General features: G+C 67.6%; 13 protein-coding genes and 1 other annotated feature. Of the genes, 7 read left to right on the forward strand and 6 right to left on the reverse strand.

The window, feature by feature from the left end; all coding sequences use genetic code 11:
• The first annotated feature begins 25 nt into the window (after window positions 1-25).
• Together JAO74_RS15945 and JAO74_RS15950 are read left to right on the forward strand one after the other, a co-directional pair.
• Window positions 26-292, forward strand: a complete 267-nt coding sequence (locus JAO74_RS15945) for a hypothetical protein (RefSeq protein WP_199040400.1) — start codon at window positions 26-28, stop codon at window positions 290-292.
• 48 nt (window positions 293-340) lie between these two features.
• A complete protein-coding gene (locus tag JAO74_RS15950) occupies window positions 341-571 on the forward strand; it encodes a hypothetical protein (RefSeq protein ID WP_199040403.1) in 231 nt (76 codons plus the stop codon).
• 9 nt (window positions 572-580) lie between these two features.
• Here the strand turns inward: JAO74_RS15950 and JAO74_RS15955 are convergent, their stop codons facing one another.
• Together JAO74_RS15955 and JAO74_RS15960 are read right to left on the reverse strand one after the other, a co-directional pair.
• Window positions 581-748, reverse strand: a complete 168-nt coding sequence (locus JAO74_RS15955; RefSeq protein ID WP_199040406.1) for a hypothetical protein — start codon at window positions 746-748, stop codon at window positions 581-583.
• A 153-nt stretch (window positions 749-901) separates the two neighbouring features.
• Window positions 902-2383 (reverse strand): SulP family inorganic anion transporter, encoded by a 1482-nt coding sequence (locus JAO74_RS15960; protein WP_199040409.1) that lies wholly within the window; start codon window positions 2381-2383, stop codon window positions 902-904.
• A gap of 76 nt (window positions 2384-2459) precedes the next feature.
• Window positions 2460-2515, reverse strand: a sequence feature (sul1 is cis-regulatory element that is thought to sense ions involved in sulfur or methionine metabolism; They are found in Alphaproteobacteria).
• A gap of 291 nt (window positions 2516-2806) precedes the next feature.
• On the opposite strand from JAO74_RS15960, the gene JAO74_RS15965 reads away from it, so the two are divergent.
• The 5 genes from JAO74_RS15965 (at window position 2807) to JAO74_RS15985 (ending at window position 10106) form a co-directional block, all read left to right on the forward strand.
• Window positions 2807-5950, forward strand: a complete 3144-nt coding sequence (locus JAO74_RS15965; protein WP_199040412.1) for a helicase-related protein — start codon at window positions 2807-2809, stop codon at window positions 5948-5950.
• Window positions 5951-6476: 526 nt separating this feature from the next.
• The gene (locus tag JAO74_RS15970; RefSeq protein ID WP_199040415.1) at window positions 6477-6926 is read left to right on the forward strand and encodes a hypothetical protein; all 450 of its coding nucleotides are present in this window, start codon (window positions 6477-6479) and stop codon (window positions 6924-6926) included.
• A 209-nt stretch (window positions 6927-7135) separates the two neighbouring features.
• Window positions 7136-8383, forward strand: a complete 1248-nt coding sequence (locus JAO74_RS15975; protein ID WP_199040417.1) for a cation:proton antiporter — start codon at window positions 7136-7138, stop codon at window positions 8381-8383.
• 88 nt (window positions 8384-8471) lie between these two features.
• On the forward strand, window positions 8472-9773 hold the full coding sequence (locus JAO74_RS15980) for a glycoside hydrolase family 130 protein (RefSeq protein ID WP_199040419.1): 1302 nt from the start codon (window positions 8472-8474) through the stop codon (window positions 9771-9773).
• 81 nt (window positions 9774-9854) lie between these two features.
• Window positions 9855-10106 (forward strand): hypothetical protein, encoded by a 252-nt coding sequence (locus tag JAO74_RS15985; protein ID WP_199040421.1) that lies wholly within the window; start codon window positions 9855-9857, stop codon window positions 10104-10106.
• 56 nt (window positions 10107-10162) lie between these two features.
• On the opposite strand, the gene JAO74_RS15990 is transcribed toward JAO74_RS15985, so the two are convergent.
• The 4 genes from JAO74_RS15990 to glf all read right to left on the reverse strand — a co-directional run bounded on the left by JAO74_RS15990 (window position 10163) and on the right by glf (window position 18023).
• Window positions 10163-12382 carry a glycosyltransferase family 4 protein gene (locus JAO74_RS15990; RefSeq protein WP_199040423.1) on the reverse strand — a complete coding sequence of 740 codons (2220 nt, stop codon included), beginning with the start codon at window positions 12380-12382 and terminating at the stop codon, window positions 10163-10165.
• 267 nt (window positions 12383-12649) lie between these two features.
• Entirely contained in the window at window positions 12650-13750 is a 1101-nt protein-coding gene (locus tag JAO74_RS15995) for a zinc-dependent alcohol dehydrogenase (protein ID WP_199040425.1), read from the reverse strand.
• Window positions 13747-15819, reverse strand: a complete 2073-nt coding sequence (locus JAO74_RS16000) for a glycosyltransferase (RefSeq protein ID WP_199040427.1) — start codon at window positions 15817-15819, stop codon at window positions 13747-13749. The genes JAO74_RS15995 and JAO74_RS16000 overlap by 4 nt, the downstream gene beginning before the upstream one ends.
• On the reverse strand, window positions 15816-18023 hold the full coding sequence (glf, locus tag JAO74_RS16005; RefSeq protein ID WP_199040591.1) for a UDP-galactopyranose mutase: 2208 nt from the start codon (window positions 18021-18023) through the stop codon (window positions 15816-15818). Before glf ends, JAO74_RS16000 begins: the two co-directional genes overlap by 4 nt.
• Window positions 18024-18068 lie beyond the last annotated feature (45 nt).

Genomic DNA, 18068 nt, shown 5'->3' on the forward strand with positions numbered 1-18068 from the left:
CGCCGCGACCCGTTAGACGGGGGCGATGGACCTGGACGATCAGATGCGCCGCTATTTCGGCACCGCCGATCTGGCGACCGTGCCGGCGACGGCGATGGCGGCGGGGATCGAGCATGCACGGGTCGATCTGGGGCTGGAGCGTGACCGGTCGCGGCGCTTCGCGCTGTGGACACTGCTGTTCATGCTAGATGCCGCGCCCGATCTGGACGTCGCGTTCAAGGACCCGGCCGATCGGGACGCGGCGCGCCAGTTGATGGAATTGTCGGAGCGCCTGACGCCTGACGAGGACTGAACCCCGCGCGCTTGCCAACCGGGGCGGTAGCGGCGAGAGGCGAGGGCGATGACCGCCAGCGAGCTACAGGATCTGATCGTCTCGACCTTGCTACGGGAGCATGGCGGCCTGCGCCGGCGCTGGCGGATCGTGGTCGGTCCGGTGCGCCTGCACGATCTGGCGACCCATGCCCATTGCAACTGGTCGCTGGCCCCGTCGGGCGATTACCGCGAGACCGACCGGGTCGAACGGTTACTCGACCGGATGCGGCTGGACCACCCGATCGTCACGTCCGGCTGACTGCCTGCTTCATTTGCTGCGCGGAAGGGGCAACCGGCTGGCCTTCGCCAGCGCCGCGAAATGCTCGGCCGCGCGCAGATGCATCGCCCGCACGTCCTCGATCGGCGAGGCCACCGCCAGCGCGATCTGTCGGGCGAACTGTTCGCCGGGGTCGTCCAGAAAGGGTGAGGCCGTCATCGTCGTCTTCCCGTCCATAGGCACGAATGCCTCAACGCGGGTGAGGGGGAAATAGAGCCGTGTGCGGTGGGGCGCCGTGCATTTTGCGTGCTGGATACGACAATGCCCGGATTTAGGCGAAATCGCCATCCCGCTTCGCAATTACCATACCCCCTAAATCCCCACCTCCCGCATCAGCGGCGCATGGCGGTCGACCAGTATCGCGCTCGCCTCGTTCAGGCCGACGACCTCGACCGTCATGGCGTGGCGGCGCATTTTGGACACCACGTCCTCCAGCGCGCCGACGGCGGTGATGTCCCACAGGTGCGCGTGGGTCAGGTCGATCCGCGCGCGGCGCGCGGTGTCGCGCAGGTCGAAACGGTCGGCGAAGATGTCGGCGCTGGCAAAGAATATCTGTCCCGACACATGGTACAGACGCGTGTCGGTGGCCGCGTCGTACTCGACCGCCACGTCCATCAGGCGCGTCACCTTGAACGCGAAGAACACGCCGCTCAGCAGCACGCCGACGATGACGCCGGCCGACAGGTCGTGCGTCGCGACCGTCACCGCGACGGTCGCCAGCATGACGATACCCGATACCTTGGGATGCCGGCCCAGATCGCGCAGCGAGCCCCAGGAGAAGGTGCTGATCGACACCATCACCATGATCGCCACCAGCGCCGCGACCGGTACCTGCGCGACCCATGGCCTGAGCGGCACCATCACCACCAGCAGGAACACGCCCGCGACCAATGTCGACAGCCGCCCGCGCCCGCCATAGCGGACGTTGCCGACGGTCTGGCCGATCATGCCGCACCCGGCGATCCCGCCGAACATCCCGGCTGCGATATTGGCGAGGCCCAGGCCGGTGCACTCGCGCGCCTTGGCACTGGTCGTCTCGGTCAGGTCGTCGACGACACTGGCGGTCATCATCGATTCCAGCAGGCCGACCGCCGCCATCGCCAGGGCATAGGGCGCGACGATCGCCAGTGTTTCCCATGCGATCGGCAGATGCGGCAGCGCCAGCGTGGGCAAGCCGTCCGGCAGGCGGCCAAGGTCCGCCACCACGCGCAGCGGCATCGGCACGAAGGCGGCGATCGCGGTCAGCACGACGATGCAAATCAGCGGCGACGGGATCGCCGTCGTGATACGCGGCAACAGATAGATGATGGCGAGGCCCAGCGCGATCATCGCATAGCTGTGCCATGTGACGCCGATCAGTTGCGGCAGTTGCGCCGAGAAGATCAGGATCGCCAGCGCGTTGACGAAACCGGTGCGCACCGACCGCGAGACGAAGCGCATCAGCACATCGAGCTTCAACAGCCCGAACACGATCTGGAACACGCCGGCCAGCACCGTCGCGGCGAGCAGATACGGCAGGCCATGCGCATGGACGAGCGCGGCCGCGACCAGCGCGACCGATCCCGCCGCGCCAGAGATCATCGCGGGACGGCCACCCGCAATGGCGATGACGATGCCGATCACGAACGAGGCGAACAGGCCGACCTCCGGATCGATGCCGGCGACGAAGGAGAAGGCGATGACCTCCGGGATCAGCGCGAAGGTGCCGACCATGCCGGCCAGCACGTCGCGCCGGGCTTGCCCGATGCCGCTGAACCATTCGGTCCGGTAGCGGGAGAGAGACAGGGTATTCATGGATAAACGGTCCGCATCGACCGCGCCGGACTGCACCGCGGCACGCGCGGTGGAAAATGTCGGCAGCGGATTAGAGCGTTGTCCGGCGGATCGGCGGCCGGAATAGCCACCCGGAATTGCACCGGGTCCAGGCGAATGCCGGCCAGCTAACCCGGATCGCGGCGGGGCGCAACCGGGGGAAGGCACGACAGCCACCCGCCATCCCCTTTCACCACCTGTTCCCCGGCGGAGGCCGGGGTCCTGTTGGGAAGGCCGTTATGGATCATCGCAGCCCTTCACCCAACTGGGCCCCGGCCTCCGCCGGGGAACAGAAATGAGTAACCTGCATCGCTGACACGGCAAATGCCGGCCGCGCGCCGGAACGCCGGACGCCGCGCACCGGTTGTCCTGTCAGCCCCGAGAGGCCGAGAGGAACCCGTCCCCATGTTGAAGCGCACCCCCGATACCGTGCTGGCCGGCGAAGCCGCGCCAACGGCCGACGCGATCGCGGCGGTCGCGGCGCGGGTGGCGTTGCGGGACGATCGACGGGTGATGCTGGTCGCGCAGGACGGCCAGCGGGGCGAGGCGATCGCGAAGGCCGTCGCGGCGTTCGCGCCCGATGCGGTGGTCGTCCACCTGATCTCCAGCGACGCGCTGCCGGGCGAGGCGGCACCGCCATCGGCAGGCAATGTCGGCCGGCGGGTAGCGGCGCTGCGCCGGTTGCGGCTGGCCGAGACGGAAGGCGCGGACACGCGGATCGTCGTCATCCTGTCGGCGGATGCCAGCGCGGTGCGCTATCCCGCTCCGGCCGCGTTCGACGAGCAACCGCCCGCCTTCGCGATCGGCGATGCGATCGACATCGACGGCTTTCCCGCCCTCGCGGAGTCGCTCGGCTATACCGGGGACGACCGCGTCGACGAGCCGGGCGAGATCGCCCTTCGCGGCACGGTGATCGACATCTTCCCCGCCGATCGCACGACGCCGGTACGCATCGAATTCGCTGATGGCGTCGTGACGGGCCTGCGCGCTTACGACCCCGTTACGCAGCTGGGGATCGAGGCGATCGACAGCGTCGTCATCGGCCGGGCGAGCGAGCCGGCGCTTGGTAAGGGCGTCGCGATCACCGACCATCTGCCGGATGCCGCGATCCTGATCGAACCCGCCGCGATCGACCGACGCGACCGCTTCCTGGCGCTGGCCGGCGATGGCGCGCCCCGGCGACGGATCGCGGCCGAACTGGTCGACGGCAAGGCATGGGGCAAGGCGGTCGCGGACCGTGTGGTGATACTGGACCGGGAAACGGACGCCGCGCCGCCCCGCTTCGTCGAACGGGCCGATCCGGTGCGTGCGTTCCGGCGCTTCGCGAAGGCGGCACTGGCGGAGGGGCGGCTGGTGCTGGCTGGCTCGCCGCGCGACCTGCGCTTCCTCGGCAGCCGCATCGGCACGCCCGCCACGCCCCCCGCCACGCCCGTCGCCTCGCTGGCGGAGGCGATGGCGGCACCGGTCGGTACGCTGTCCCTGCTCGCCGCGCCGGTCGAACGCGGTTTCGCGAACGATGACGGCGTGGTGGTCGCCGCGGCCGATCTGCTCGGCAGCCGCGCACAGGCAGACGACGCGCCGACCGCGATCGGCGCCGGCTTCGCGCAGGGGACCGAACTGCACATCGGCGATGTCGTGGTGCACGAGGATCACGGCATCGGCAGCGTCGTCGGGCTGGAGACGCAGGAAACCGGCGACCATATCGTGCTGGAATATGCCAAGGGCGCGCGCCGGCTGGTGCCGGTGGAGGAAGCGAACCGCATCTGGCGATACGGCGCCGATCGCGACGCGGTGACGCTCGACACGCTGGACGGCGCGAGCTGGACCAAGCGCCGCGCCACGATCGATGCCGCCATCGCCGACAGCGCCCGCACGCTGGCGTCGCTGGCGGCGGAGCGGGAGGCGCGGACGGTCGATCCGATCGTGCCCGACAATGCGGCCTATGAACGCTTCGCGGCGGGTTTCCCCTTCACCGAAACCGCCGATCAGGCGCGCGCCATCGCGGCGGTGCGCGGCGATCTGGCGAGCGGACGGGCGATGGACCGGCTGGTCGTCGGCGATGTCGGATATGGCAAGACCGAGGTGGCGTTGCGCGCGGCCGCGCTTGTTGCGCTGGCCGGCAGGCAGGTGGCGATCGTCGCGCCGACGACGGTGCTGGTGCGGCAGCATCTCGACACCATCCGCCGGCGCTTCGCCGGGATCGAGGTCGCCGCCCTGTCGCGCCTGTCGACCCCGGCCGAGCGCAAGCGGGTGTGTGCCGGACTGGCCGACGGCACGATCCACGTCGTGGTCGGCACCGCGGCGGTCGCGGCGAAATCGGTGCGCTATGCCGATCTGGCGCTGGTCGTGATCGACGAGGAACAGCGGTTCGGCGCGGCCGCCAAGGCGGCCTTGCGCGATCTGGGCGCGGGCCATGTCCTGACGCTCAGCGCCACGCCGATCCCGCGCACGCTGCAATCCGCGCTGGTGGGGTTGCAGGCGATCTCGGTCATCGCGACGCCGCCCGCGCGCCGCCAGCCGATCCGCACCACCGTCGCGCCCTTCACCGACGACGATGTCCGCAAGGCCCTGCTGCGCGAACGGGCGAGCGGCGGGCAGAGCTTCGTCGTGGTGCCGCGGATCGAGGATATCGAAGGGATGGCCGCGACGTTGCGCCGGCTGGTCCCCGCGCTCGGTCTGGTCGTCGCGCACGGCAGGATGGGCGCGGGCGAACTGGACGAGGCGATGGCGGGCTTCGCGGCCGGCGACGGCGACGTGCTGCTGGCGACCAACATCATCGAGGCGGGGCTGGACGTGCCGCGCGCCAACACGATGATCGTCCACCATGCCGACCGTTTCGGCCTGTCGCAGCTGCACCAGTTGCGCGGCCGGGTGGGGCGCGGCGGACGGCGCGGGCAGATCATGCTGACCACCGATGGCGACGCGACCATCGCGGAGGCAACGCTGAAGCGGCTGCGCACGTTGCAGGCGCTCGACCATCTCGGCGCCGGCTTCGCGATCAGCGCGCGCGATCTCGACATGCGCGGCGCCGGCGACCTGATCGGCGAGGAACAGGCCGGTCATATGAAGCTGATCGGCATCGACCTGTACCAGCATCTGCTCGGCCACGCGTTACAGGCGGCGCGCGGCGAGACGGCGGACCGTTGGCAACCGACGCTGTCGCTGGGCGCGACCGGCCACCTGCCCGACGACTGGATACCCGAAGCCGACCTGCGCCTGTCGCTGTATGGCGAACTGGCGCATCTGGACGGGGTCGGCGCGATCGACCGGTTCCAGGCGGAACTGGAGGACCGGTTCGGGCCGATGCCGGCCCCGGCCGTCCGCCTGCTCGACACCGCCCGCATCGCCGCGCTGGCCGCGTCGGCCGGCGTCCGCCAGATCGACGCCGGCCCCGCCGCCATCGCCCTGACGCTCGCCGATCCAAAGGCGACGCTGCCCGCCCCGTTCGAACAGGTGAAGAACCGCTGGCTGCTGCGCGAACGCATCGACGACCCCGCCGCACGGATCGAACGGCTGCGCGATGTGCTGGACGAGTTGCGGGGGGATTAGGTGTGACGGCTTTCGCTCAATTGCGGACATGCCGTTGGTGAGGCACGGTATGGTAATCCAGCGAACGGGGCCAACCAATGCGACTGCCGATCCGCAACTATCTCTCGACGCCGCTGACGATCTTTATTGAGCCGGTATGCGACTAATACGAGGTTCCAGCCGGAGGTGAAGCCGTTGTGATCCTTGAAGATGGACACCCGCATTCAATCGACATTCACCCTGAAAACTGGGTCTCGGTTTGGAATGAGGGACCGGAGTGGGCAACCGTCGAGATCTTCGACGAGCATCAATTCTCGAAGCCAACGCGGGAAGCGGATTAGCTGTAAGGAACATCCGTCTCTCACCAAGTCGCGCAGTTCGCGATCGGCGCAGTAGATCCCAGAAGCTGCCCGTCGGCACTCGCCCAGATTGCGACATTCGTGCTACTGATCGGCAGCGATCCAAAGGAACCAGTCGACAATCGTCCAAAATGCAGACGAACATAGACATGCTAGCCAGTCCGCTGCTTCATTAAAAGGACGTATCGATGAATAACTTAGCCTCAATCATTACCTTCATAGCATCGTCGATCACGACGGAGCCAGCCGATCTGCGGAGCTGTGCAAAGGCCGTTGGCGCGACAGCAACCGCTATGAATTTGGCCGAACTCCCTTCGACCATTCGAGAGGAACTCATCGGGCGAGTGCAATCATCCGGCGGTAAACTCGCTGACAGCAACGCTAAGCTCATAGAAACAGATGCACCGACTAAAGTAGATTTGCTGTACGCCAGAGAACGATTTGAAGGCGCTATGCTTGTTGGCGACCGATGGTACGCCCAAGTTAAGCAAGGACAGTTTTATGGAGTCCTTACGTACGCATTTTTCCTTGACAGCAGCGGCAGTTTTCATTTTCGACCCGATGCCAATTTCCGCGGACCGCCTTGTGCCTCAATTCAAGCAGCTCTTGCAGGTGTCACATCCGCGCAAGGGCTTTAATGCAACAACCCGCTTCCAGAATCTAAGTTCGAAAGCGGTCAGTCGCTTATCCACCAACATCCAACGTCGTCCCCATAACGCAGGCGATCGTCGCACCCCGTAACACCATCATCGAACGCCGGTAATTCGATCGACTGCGCCCGATCGAGCCACCCGCTCGTTCGGTATCCATGATTCCCGCCGCATGGCTGCCTGACCCTTACATACTGATGCTCACCGGTTTCGGCCTGCTCACCGCGCTGGTGGTGTGGTTGCCGCTGGTGCTGCGCAAGCTGCCGCTGTCGCTGCCGATCGTGTGCATGGCGCTGGGGGCGGCGTTGTTCTCGTTGCCGCAGGTGACGCTGAAGCCGCTGCCGTACCTCTATCCCGAGATCACCGAGCGGTTCGCGGAGTTCGTCGTCATCATCGCGCTGATGGGGGCGGGGTTGAAGATCGACCGGGTGTTCCGATGGCGCGACTGGGCGGTGACGTGGCGGTTGCTGGGCATCACCATGCCGCTGGGCATCGTCGCCATTACCGTCGTCACCGCGTTCGGCATGGGATTGCCGTGGGCGATCGCGCTGCTGCTCGCCGCCAGTCTGGCGCCGACCGATCCGGTGCTGGCCTCTGACATCCAGGTCGGCCCGCCGAAGACCGGCGACGAGGACGAGGTACGCTTCGGCCTGACGTCGGAGGCGGGGCTGAACGACGGGTTCGCCTTTCCCTTCGTCCACCTCGCCGTCGCGCTGGCAACCGTGGCGGGCACGCACCAGGGGTGGTTCGGCGAGTGGCTGACGTACCGCGTGCTTTGGGAAGTCTTCGCCGGCATCGGCGCGGGTTGGGCGATCGGGCGGTTGTTCGGCTGGCTGACGTTCCACGTCTCGGCCGAAAGCAAGCTGGCGCAGACCGGCGACGGCCTGATCGCGCTGGCCGCGACGTGCATCTCGTACGGCTTTACCGAGATCATCCATTGCTACGGCTTCCTCGCCGTGTTCGTCACCGCGCTGACGTTCCGCAACACGCATCGCCAGCATGATTTCCACCACGACATGCACGACGTGACGGAGCAGATCGAACGGCTGGCGATGATGGTCCTGCTGCTGCTGTTCGGCGGGGCGCTGGTCAGCGGGCTGTTCGCGTCGGTGTCGTGGATCGATGCGGGCGTCGCGCTCGTCATCCTGCTGGTCGTGCGGCCGGTGACGGGGCTGATCGGGCTGATCGGGCACCGTGCGGACCGGTCGGAGAAGCTGACGCTCGCGTTCTTCGGCATCCGCGGCGTCGGCACGATCTATTACCTCGCGTACGGCCTGAACCATATCGACGGGTTCGACGGCGAGCGGTTGTGGGGACTGGTCGGGCTGGTGGTGCTGTTCTCGATCGTGCTGCACGGTTTGACGGTGACGCCGATCATGCGCTCGCTCGACCGGCAACAGGGCCGCGACCCCGATCGCGACGATCCGATGATGAGGGCGGGCTAGTGATATATTGGATCGCGAGCAGCCCGACACCGTTACGCACTCCATCGCGCACATCCGTTCGCGACATCACCATCAGGGGCCGATGCCGATGAACGCTGCCGATGTCTTCACGACGCTCGATACCGAGTTGAAACCCGATCCCTCGCGCACCGTGATCCGGCCGTTCAGCTTCGGCTATCCGGCCGCCTTCGCCGGAGACAACCCGCCGCGGCCGGAGGTGGTGGTGGACCGGGTGCAGGCGCTGGACCCCGCGATGCGCGCCCGGATGCGCGAGCTGTTGATGGTGTCGATGGGCGAGCGGCATCACAATGTCGAACGGGTGCTGCGACGCCGGTTCGAGGAGGTGCGCGGTGACATCGGGGACGGCACGTTCGACGACGACGAGCAATTGCTGATCGGCGCCTATTTCAGCCAGGAATACGCCTTCGAATCCGCCGCGCTGTTCAACCCCAGCGTCGTCGCACTGACCGAAGAGGAACCGTCGCAGCCGGGGGCGGTCCGCTTCATCCTGTCGCTGCGCGGGATCGGCGAGGGGCATATCTCGTCGATCACCTTCCGCACCGGCGAATGGGTGCCGGCCAGGGACGGACAGGCCGACCGGCTGGTGATCGATCCGCCGAGCCAGGAGGCGGTGCCGCCCCGGATCGACCGGCAGGACGACGGCTGGGTACGGCTGGTGTGCGAGGACAGCGAGGATGTGTCGGAGACGATCATCTTCCCCATCCTGCCCAGCCAGCGTCAGGGGGTGGAGGATCTGCGCCTCGTCAACTTCACCGATCATGACGGCGTGCGCAGCATCATCGGCACCTACACCGCCTATGACGGCAAGGACGCACGGCAGGAGATGCTGCGCGGCGTCGACCTGCGCACGGTCGAGATGCGGCCGCTGACCGGTGCGATGACCGGGTACAAGGGGATGGCGCTGTTCCCCCGCCGGATCGACGGCCGGTTCGTGATGCTCGGGCGGCAGGACAACGAGAATATCTGGCTGCTGCGGTCCGACGATCTCTACACCTGGGAAACCGGCACGCCGATCATGGCGCCGAAATATTCGTGGGAGTTCGTGCAGCTGGGCAATTGCGGATCGCCGATCGAGATCGACGAGGGCTGGCTGGTCTTCACCCACGGCGTCGGCATGGTGCGCGGGTATTGCGTCGGTGCCTGCCTGCTCGACAGGGACGATCCTTCGAAGGTGCTGATGCGCACACCGTCGCCGCTGCTGTTCCCCAGCGCGGAGCAGCGCGGCGGGTATGTGCCCAACGTCACCTATAGCTGCGGCGGGATGCTGCACGGGCGGCGCATCCTGTTGCCCTATGCGATCGGCGACGAATATTCGGCGTTCGCGGTGGGGGAGGTGGACGACATCCTGTCGGTGATGGTGCCGGCGTGACCGATCCATCGACGTGGTCGGGGATATTCCGGCAGCGTCGATCGCTTTCTCCGCAGACCCGCTCAACAAGGAACACGCCCGATGACTGACGACACCGCCATTCACGCCCGACGCCGCGAAATCGCGGTCGAGCATGTGCTGTTCAAGCTGATCGAATATGTCGAGGGCAAGCATCCCGGCCTGCTCGATACGATCGAGGCCAGCCTCGACCATCTCGGCGACCCGGCACATGACGACAGCAAGGATGACGAGGCGGTGCGCGCCATCGCCCGCAAGATGATCGTCGGCGCGCGTGCCGAGAACGCCAGGAACCAGAACGCAAAAGCCGGTTGAAGACCGTCCGCTCGCGGACGGCCAAGAGGCAGGCTTAGATCGGTTCTGGCCTGACCTCAGCCTGACTTGCCTCGCCGCAGCCCCTCCTGCGCCGCGATCGCCGCGGCATAGGCGGGGTCGGCACGGCGGGTGCCGTCCGCCAGCGTGTGGAGCAGGCCGTTGGGGCAGGGGCGCTCGTCGTCCCAGCCGGGATGGTCGAGGATCGGGTACAGGCAGATGCCCTGCACCGGCACGCCCAACGCTTGCGCCAGCCGCACCTCGCCCGCGACATGCGCCAGCCAGACGGGGCGGGCGTCACCCTCTATCCCCGTTTCCGCCACGAAGATCGGGCGGCCGTAACGGGCATAGGTGTCGGCGAGGATGCGGTGGAACGGCTTCGACAGCGGGTGGTGGCGGTCGATCGGCGGGCCGCCATGAATCCACTGGTTGTTGTGGTAATAATTGACGCCGACGATATCGAGCAGGTCGGGTCGTCCGCCGATCTGCGGCCAGATACGGCCGGCGATCAGGTCCCATCCCTGAAACTGCGCCTGCCGGTGACCCTCGGCATGGGGTGCATCCGCTGGCCGGGCGGGATCGGTGATGACGTTGATGACCGGATCGACATGGACGAAGCGGGCAGCCGGGTCGACCGCGCGAATGGCGTCCATCGCGACGATCGCGGCGCGAGCGAGCTGGACCTTCAACTCATAGCCACGCCCGCGCGCAAAGGGGTTCAGATAGGCCGCATCGCCCCCGCCCCATGACAGGAACGAGATCTCGTTGACCGGGCAATAGAAGCGCGGGCCCGTCGTCCGCGCGGCGATGACGCGGGCGGCCGCGGTCGCGAAGGCGGCGAAGCGGGTGACGAACTCGGGGCTCCACACATCGATATCGTCGGGCCAGCCATAATGGAGCAGGTCCCAGATCACCTCCGTCCCGCTGGTGGTCGCGCCGGCAAGCTGGTGGCCGAGGCTGGACCAGTCGTACACGCCCGGTCGGGGTTCGATCAGATGCCAGCGCAGGCCGTCGCGGACGGTGCGGATGCCGTGCGGGTGGAGGGCGCGATAGTCGTGTTCAGCCGCCACATCATGGCGGGTGGCGGCGATCACGTCGACGCGTTTGTTGTCATGCGCACGGTGATGCGTCGAACACTCGAACCCGCCCTGCCAGAAACTGTGGAACAGCGGTTCGGGCGGGGTCGGGGGCGGGCGGCGAACGGCATCGAACAGGCGTTGCCATTGCGGCACGACCGCCTCGACCGCGTAATCGCGCTCCACTTTGGCATGGAGCGCCGCGCCCAGTCGCCGGCGCAAGGGCGCGTCGCCGATCAGGCGCAGCATCGCCGCAGCGACGGCCCGCGGGTCTTCATGCGGCACGAACAACCCGCTGACGCCGTCCTCGATCTGCTGGAGCGCGCCGTTGTCGGGGGTGGCGATCACCGGCAGCGACGCCGCGCCCGCCTCGGCGATGACGTGCGGCATCCCCTCGCCGCGCGAGAGCCAGACGAAGATGTCGAGCGCGGACAGCAGCGCGGGGATGTCGGCTCGGTCGCCAAGGAAACGGAGCGCCCCGTCCAGCCCCGCCGCATGCGCCTGTTCGCGCAGGCGGAGCGCATAGTCGGGCATGAACGCGTCCGGCCCGCCGATGACGAGGAAGCGCGCATCGGGGCGGACGGCATGGACGAGGGCCGCAGCGGCGATGAAATCCTCGACGCGCTTCTTGGCGTCGAGGCGGCCGACCCAGCCGATCAGCGGCGGATCCGCCGCGATGCCGAGCGACGCGCGCATCGTCGGGCCGTCTTCATGTCGATATGTCGACATATCGACCATCGACGGTATCTCGATCGCGTCCTGCTCCCGCCCCGGCATCCGCAACGCCGCGGCGTCGCGGATCGACGCGCAGACGCCGACATAGCGGGTGGTGAAATGCTTGGGGCCGGCCAGCGCCTCGGACACCAGCCCGCCATGTTCGATCAGCGGCGGGCGCAGGTGCAGACGTTCGAGCGCGGGATAGATGTCCGCCACGTTCTGGCACGACACGACCGCATCGTAGCCGGGCACGATGCTGGCGAGATAGGCGACCGTCGCGTCGAACGACAGGTGATACGGGGTGGTATCGACCTTCACCCCGATCGCGGTCAGTTGCGCTTGGGTCTGGTCGGGCATCCCCGGTTTGTGGAAGCAGGCGACGACGTCGATCATATGGCGCGCGGGGTCGAGTGCTTGCGCGAGGAGCCGCACCTCCGTCTCCTCGCCGCCCACGACCAGCCAGGCGAAGACGAACAGGATGCGCATGGGGGGGGCGGTATCAGGGATCAATCGACGTTTCCTGCCAGCCCGTCATGGCGATTTCGGCCATGAGCGGGGCCTTTGAAAGTTCTTATCGCCACATCACACCGCCTCCCCGGCGGAGGCCGGGGTCCAGTTGGGCGAACGGTTGCGATGACTCATTTCAGCTATCTCAACTGGGCCCCGGCCTCCGCCGGGGAAGCAGTTCTGGCTGGATGATACGTATTGTCGCACAGGTCCGCTCATGGCCGCGCTCGCAATGACGGTGACCGGTCAATCGACGCCCTTGAACACGATCTGGAGAAACTCCGGCCGATCCTTGACGAGGTGGCGGAGGAAGTCCGGCGCTTCCTCGATGGGCACGACATGGGTGATGAGCTGCGCGCGGATCGCGTCACCCCGTTCCGCGAGCAAGGCGACCGTCTCGTTCGCCAGCCGGCGCTTGTCCCACGCGGTCGCCATGCCGCGCGGCACGCGGTTGATCTGCGCGCAGCGGAGGTTGAGGCCGTTGTGGTGGAACTCCTCGCCCAGCCGCAGCCGATCGGCGCCGCCCTGATAGAAGGCGAGGTCGATCACCGTGCCCTGCGGCCGCAACGCCTGCATCGCGGCGTGGAGCGAGGCGGTGTCGGCGCGGGTCTGGAACACGAGGTCGGCACCGCGATCGTCGCCACCATGGTGCCATCGCGATTTGGCGTAGGCCCACGCATCCGCCTCGACCATCGGCACCAGCCCCAGGCACGCGGCGCGGGTGCGGCGGAAGTCGGAGGGGTCGGCGATCACCACCTCGCTAGCGCCCGCGCTTTGCGCGAACAGCGCCACGAACAGCCCGACGGTGCCGGCGCCGATCACCAGCACCGGCCGGTCCTTCACGCCCGCGCCGAAGAACGGCGCGGTCGGCCCCAGCATCTCTGCATCGGCATGGAGGATCCCGTTGGCCGCGATCGGCCCCATCTGACCGACATAGATGCCGAGGATCGGGTCGATGCCCGCCGGTAGCTTCGTCAGCACGTCGTGGAAGGGATCGGCGGTGTGGCCGGTCTTGTGCCCGAACACCGCGCCGATCGTGTCGCCGGGGGCATAGTCCCACGCCCTGGACTCCACGACGCGCGCGGACTCCATGTAACCGAGGAACGGCACCGGATAATGCTGTTGCGGCTCGCCGTGGACGAACACGCCGCGCCCGGCATCCCAGCGTGCGTGGAGATAGGGGTTGGTGTTCTTGACGAAGGTCAGCTCGGTGCCGGCGGAGAAGCCGGTGTAGAGCATGTCGAGCCGGACCTGCCCGTCGCCGGGCGGCCCCTCGTCATAGCCGTGCAGATACGCCTCGCCCGGCCGTTCGACGCCCAGCGAGCGGATGTGGCGCCACTCGCTCATGCGCCCGTTCCCAGTACGATCGCGGTGCCGGTGCGCGCGGATTCGCCGATGGCGAGCGCGACGCGGTGGGTTTCGACCGCGTCGGCATAGGGACAGCGGATGCGGTTCTCCTTGCCCTGCACCGCATCGATGAAGTCGCGATCCTCATGCCAGACGGGATCGCCCTGCGCGCCGCGCACCGGTCGGCCGCGACCGACATCGACCATCAGGTCGCGGTCGGTCAGTTCCACCGCCAGCCGGTCGCCGAACAGGTGCAGGCCGACGCGGTGGTTCCAGCCGAGCAGGCAGGTGGAGGCGAAATTGGCGATCGCGCCGCTGCCGAATTGCAGGCTGGCGGTGCTGACGGTCGGCACGTCGAGGCCGGGGAATTCGGCGCGATCGGTGTGGCCGGCGAGGCCGAACACGCGCGTCACGTCGCCCGCGAGATAGCGCGCCAGATCGATCAGGTGCGTGGTCTGTTCCACCATCTGCCCGCCCGATTGGTCCGCATGCCACCACCACTGCGGCGGGGGTGTGGAATCGAGCCAGTAACCCGACATAAGCCGCGCCGGATTATGCGCGAGCAGCCCGCGCACCTCGTCCACCGTATCGAGGTAACGCCAGTGATAACCGACCGCGGTGACGATGTTCGCCGCGGCGATCTCGGCCGCGATGGCGTCGGCGGTGGCGATGTCGAGCGCGACGGGCTTCTCGACGAAGAACGGCAGGCCGCGTGCGATGGCGGCACGTTCGGGCGCGCCGTGCGCGAAGGGCGGTACGCAGATGTACAGCGCGTCAACCGGCACCGCGTCCAGCATCGCATCGATATCGGTGAAGGCTTGTGCGCCGAACCGCGCGGCCGCCTCGTCGGCGCGGGACTGGTCGACATCGGCGATGGCGACGATCGCCACGTCATCGAACTGTTCGAGGACGCCGAAATGGCGGTGGGCGATGCCGCCCGCGCCGATAAAGCCTATTCTGGTCATGCGTTTCCCGTCAGGTCGCGGTGCGCCGCTGGTTTCTTCGGCATAGATCGCCGCGGTGTCGCGGATCATGCGGTCGGCGTCGTAATGGTCGCGCTGGTGGTCGCTCGCGGCGATGGCAACGGCGCGCAGCCGGTCGCGGTCGGCCAGCGCATCGATCACCGTCGCGGCGAAGGCATCGGCATCGCCGGCGGGAGTGAGCCAGCCGGAGCGGCCATGCTCCAGCATTTCAGCATTGCCCGGCGCGTCGCTGGCGACGATCGGCAGGCCCGCCGCCATCGCCTCCAGCGCGACAAGCGACAGCCCCTCGAACCGCGACGGCAGCACCAGCAGGTCGGCCGCGGCCATCAGATCGGGCATGTCATCGCGCTGGCCCAGCATCCGCACCGATCCGGCAAGGCCGCACCCGGCGATCTCGCGCGCGATCGTCCATTTCAGCGGGCCGTCGCCCGCCAGCAGCAGCGTGGCGTGCGGATGCACCGCGCGGATCGCGGGCATCGCATCGAGGATCAGGCGGTGGCCCTTCTGCTCGGCGAAGCGTGCCGCCATCAGCAGCACCGGGCCGTCGTCCAGCGCCCAGTATCGCCGCAGCGTCGCGCGTGGCCGCGTCGATGCGGGCGGCGGGACGACACCGTTGGGGATCGTCGTCAGCCGGTTGCCCAGTTCCGCCTGTCGGTGACTGTCGGCGACCGCATCGGACACCGCGATCAGGCGGTCGACATGGGTCAGGCCGGCGCGATGCGCGGCGCACTGGTCGGCATCGGTCAGCAGATAGGGCAGGTGCTCGGTGCGGATCACGCGCGCGCCGGCCGCATGGGCTGCCTGCGCGCTGGCATGCCCTTCCCAGCCGATGCCGGCATGGACATGGACGATGTCCGGCTGCGCGCGGGCGAACCAGCGCGACAGGTCGGGGACGTTGCCGGGATCGATCGCCTTCACCGTCAGGCCGCAGGCACGGGCGCGAGCCAGCAAACCGGACGCTGGGGTAGCGGCGACGACGATATCGTGATCGCCGCGCAACCCCTCGGCCAGCGTCAGCATATGTTCGCCCACGCCCGATGGCGCCGGGCTCTCGGTGACGAGGAACAGCCTTGGTCGATCGGTCATGCGGCGACCGTCACCCGGTTCAGCATGGGGACCAGATCAGGCGCGAGGCGGCGATACGTCGCCAGCGCCTGCCCGACCACCTGGTCCATGTTGTAATAGCGATACGTCGCCAGCCGGCCGACGAAACTGACATCCGGCAACGCATCGGCGAGCGCGGCGTACCGCCGGTACAGCGCCTGATTTTCCGCACGCGGGATCGGGTAATAGGGATCGCCCTCGGCCTGCGGAAATTCGTAACTGATGCTGGTGCGCGGCGCCGTCTGGCCGGTCAGGTGCTTGTATTCGGTGATGCGCGTGTACGGCACGTCGGGCGCGGGATAGTTGACGACCGCGACCGGCTGGAACTGCGCCACGTCATGCGTCTCGTGCCGGAATTCGAGACTGCGATAGGGCAACGGGCCGAAGCGATGGCCGAAATATTCGTCGACCGGCCCGGTATAGACCAGATGATCGGCGCGCACGTCGCAATCGGCGAAATCGACCCCGGTCTGGACGGTGATGTTCGGGTGATCGAGCATGTTCTCGAACATCGCGGTATAACCGTTCAGCGGCATCGCCTGATGCCGGTCGCCGAAATAGCGGTCGTCGGTGTTGGTGCGGGTCGGCACGCGCGCCGTCACCGCCTTGTCGAGTTCGGACGGGTCGAGGCCCCATTGCTTGCGCGTGTAGCCACGGAAGAACGTCTCGTAGAGTTCCTGCCCGACCGCCGCGACGACGACATCCTCCGACGTCACGATTTCGCGCGGTTCGGCGCGCGCCGACAGGAACGCAGCGGCTGCGGCATCGTCGTGCAGGTCGAGACCATAGAGCGTGTTGAGCGTGGTGCGGTTGATCGGGATCGGCACCAGCTTGCCGCGCACGCTCGCCAGCACGCGGTGTTCGTACTGGCGCCACTTGGTGAAGCGCGACAGATACGCGAACACGTCGTCGCTGTTGGTGTGGAATATGTGCGGGCCATAGCGGTGGACCATGATGCCCGCCGCATCATGATGGTCGAACGCGTTGCCGGCGATGTGCGGGCGCTTGTCGATCACCAGCACGCGCTTGCCCGATCCCGCCGCCAGCCGCTCGGCCAGCACCGATCCGGCGAAGCCCGCGCCGACCACCAGCGCGTCGTAATGCGCGCGGCGTCCGATGAGAGGGGCGGCGGGGTGGATGGCGGGGGCGACGGGGATCCGCTTCGGGACCATCTTCGCCTTCATGCTCGCGAAGGTCCGGTCCCATGAGGTAGCCGCCAGCAGCGCATCCGCCTCGTCCCGCCATGCGCCATCCGGCGCCAGCGTCAGCGCCGCCTCGCACGCCGCGACGAAGGCGGGGGCGTCCCCCGCGATGGCGACGCCGGACAGGTCGCCATAATGGCGGATCACATCGACGATCGGCGTGGACACCACCGGCTTGCCGGCCGCGAGATATTCGGGCGTCTTGGTCGGGCTGATGAAGCGCGTCGCGGCGTTGATCGCGAACGGCATCAGCGCGACCGACCAGCCGGTCAGGTACGCGGGCAGATCGTTATAATGACGATTGCCCAGCCAGTGGATGTTGGGCGCCTGCGGCAGCGCGGCGGGATCGATCTTCACCACCGGGCCGACCATCACGATTTGCCAGTCGGGGCGGCTCGCCGCGACCGCGTCGATCAGGGTCAGGTCGATGCGTTCGTCGATGACGCCGTAGAAGCCGAGCTTCGGGCCGGTGATGCCCCGCTGGTCCTCCGCTTCCGTAACGCCGGCACGCGCCGCGGCGAAATGCGCGACATCGACCGCGGAGGGGAAGGGCGTGATCGCGTCGTGGCGGTCGCGCTTCGCCTCGTACAGGCTGTACCCGCCGGTGAACATCACGTCGGCCCGCGCGATCAGCGCCGCCTCGCGATCGACCAGCAGCGGGTCGGCAAAGGCGAAGGCCGACAGTTCATCCATGCAATCATACACGGTCAGCGAGGCGCGCAGATGGTCCGCGAACCCCAGCATCATCGGCGTGTAGAACCACAGCACCGGATCGACCGGTACGGAGGTCGCGACCAGCATGTCGAGCAGGTCGCGCAGTCCTTCCTCTACCTGCTCGCGGTTCCACCAATGCGGCACGCGCGGGCGCAGCGCGATGACGTCATCGGCGGGAAACGGGTGATATTCGAGATAGGGGAGCGGATGATCGCAGGCGATCGGCTCTTCCCAAAAGAATACGCGACGCTCGGCCGCGAAACGCTTCATCAGATGTTGCGGCCGCTGCGTGACGAAATCCCAGCGAAGGTGGGA

The organism is Sphingomonas mollis (assembly GCF_016427505.1).
GTDB lineage: Bacteria > Pseudomonadota > Alphaproteobacteria > Sphingomonadales > Sphingomonadaceae > Sphingomonas > Sphingomonas mollis.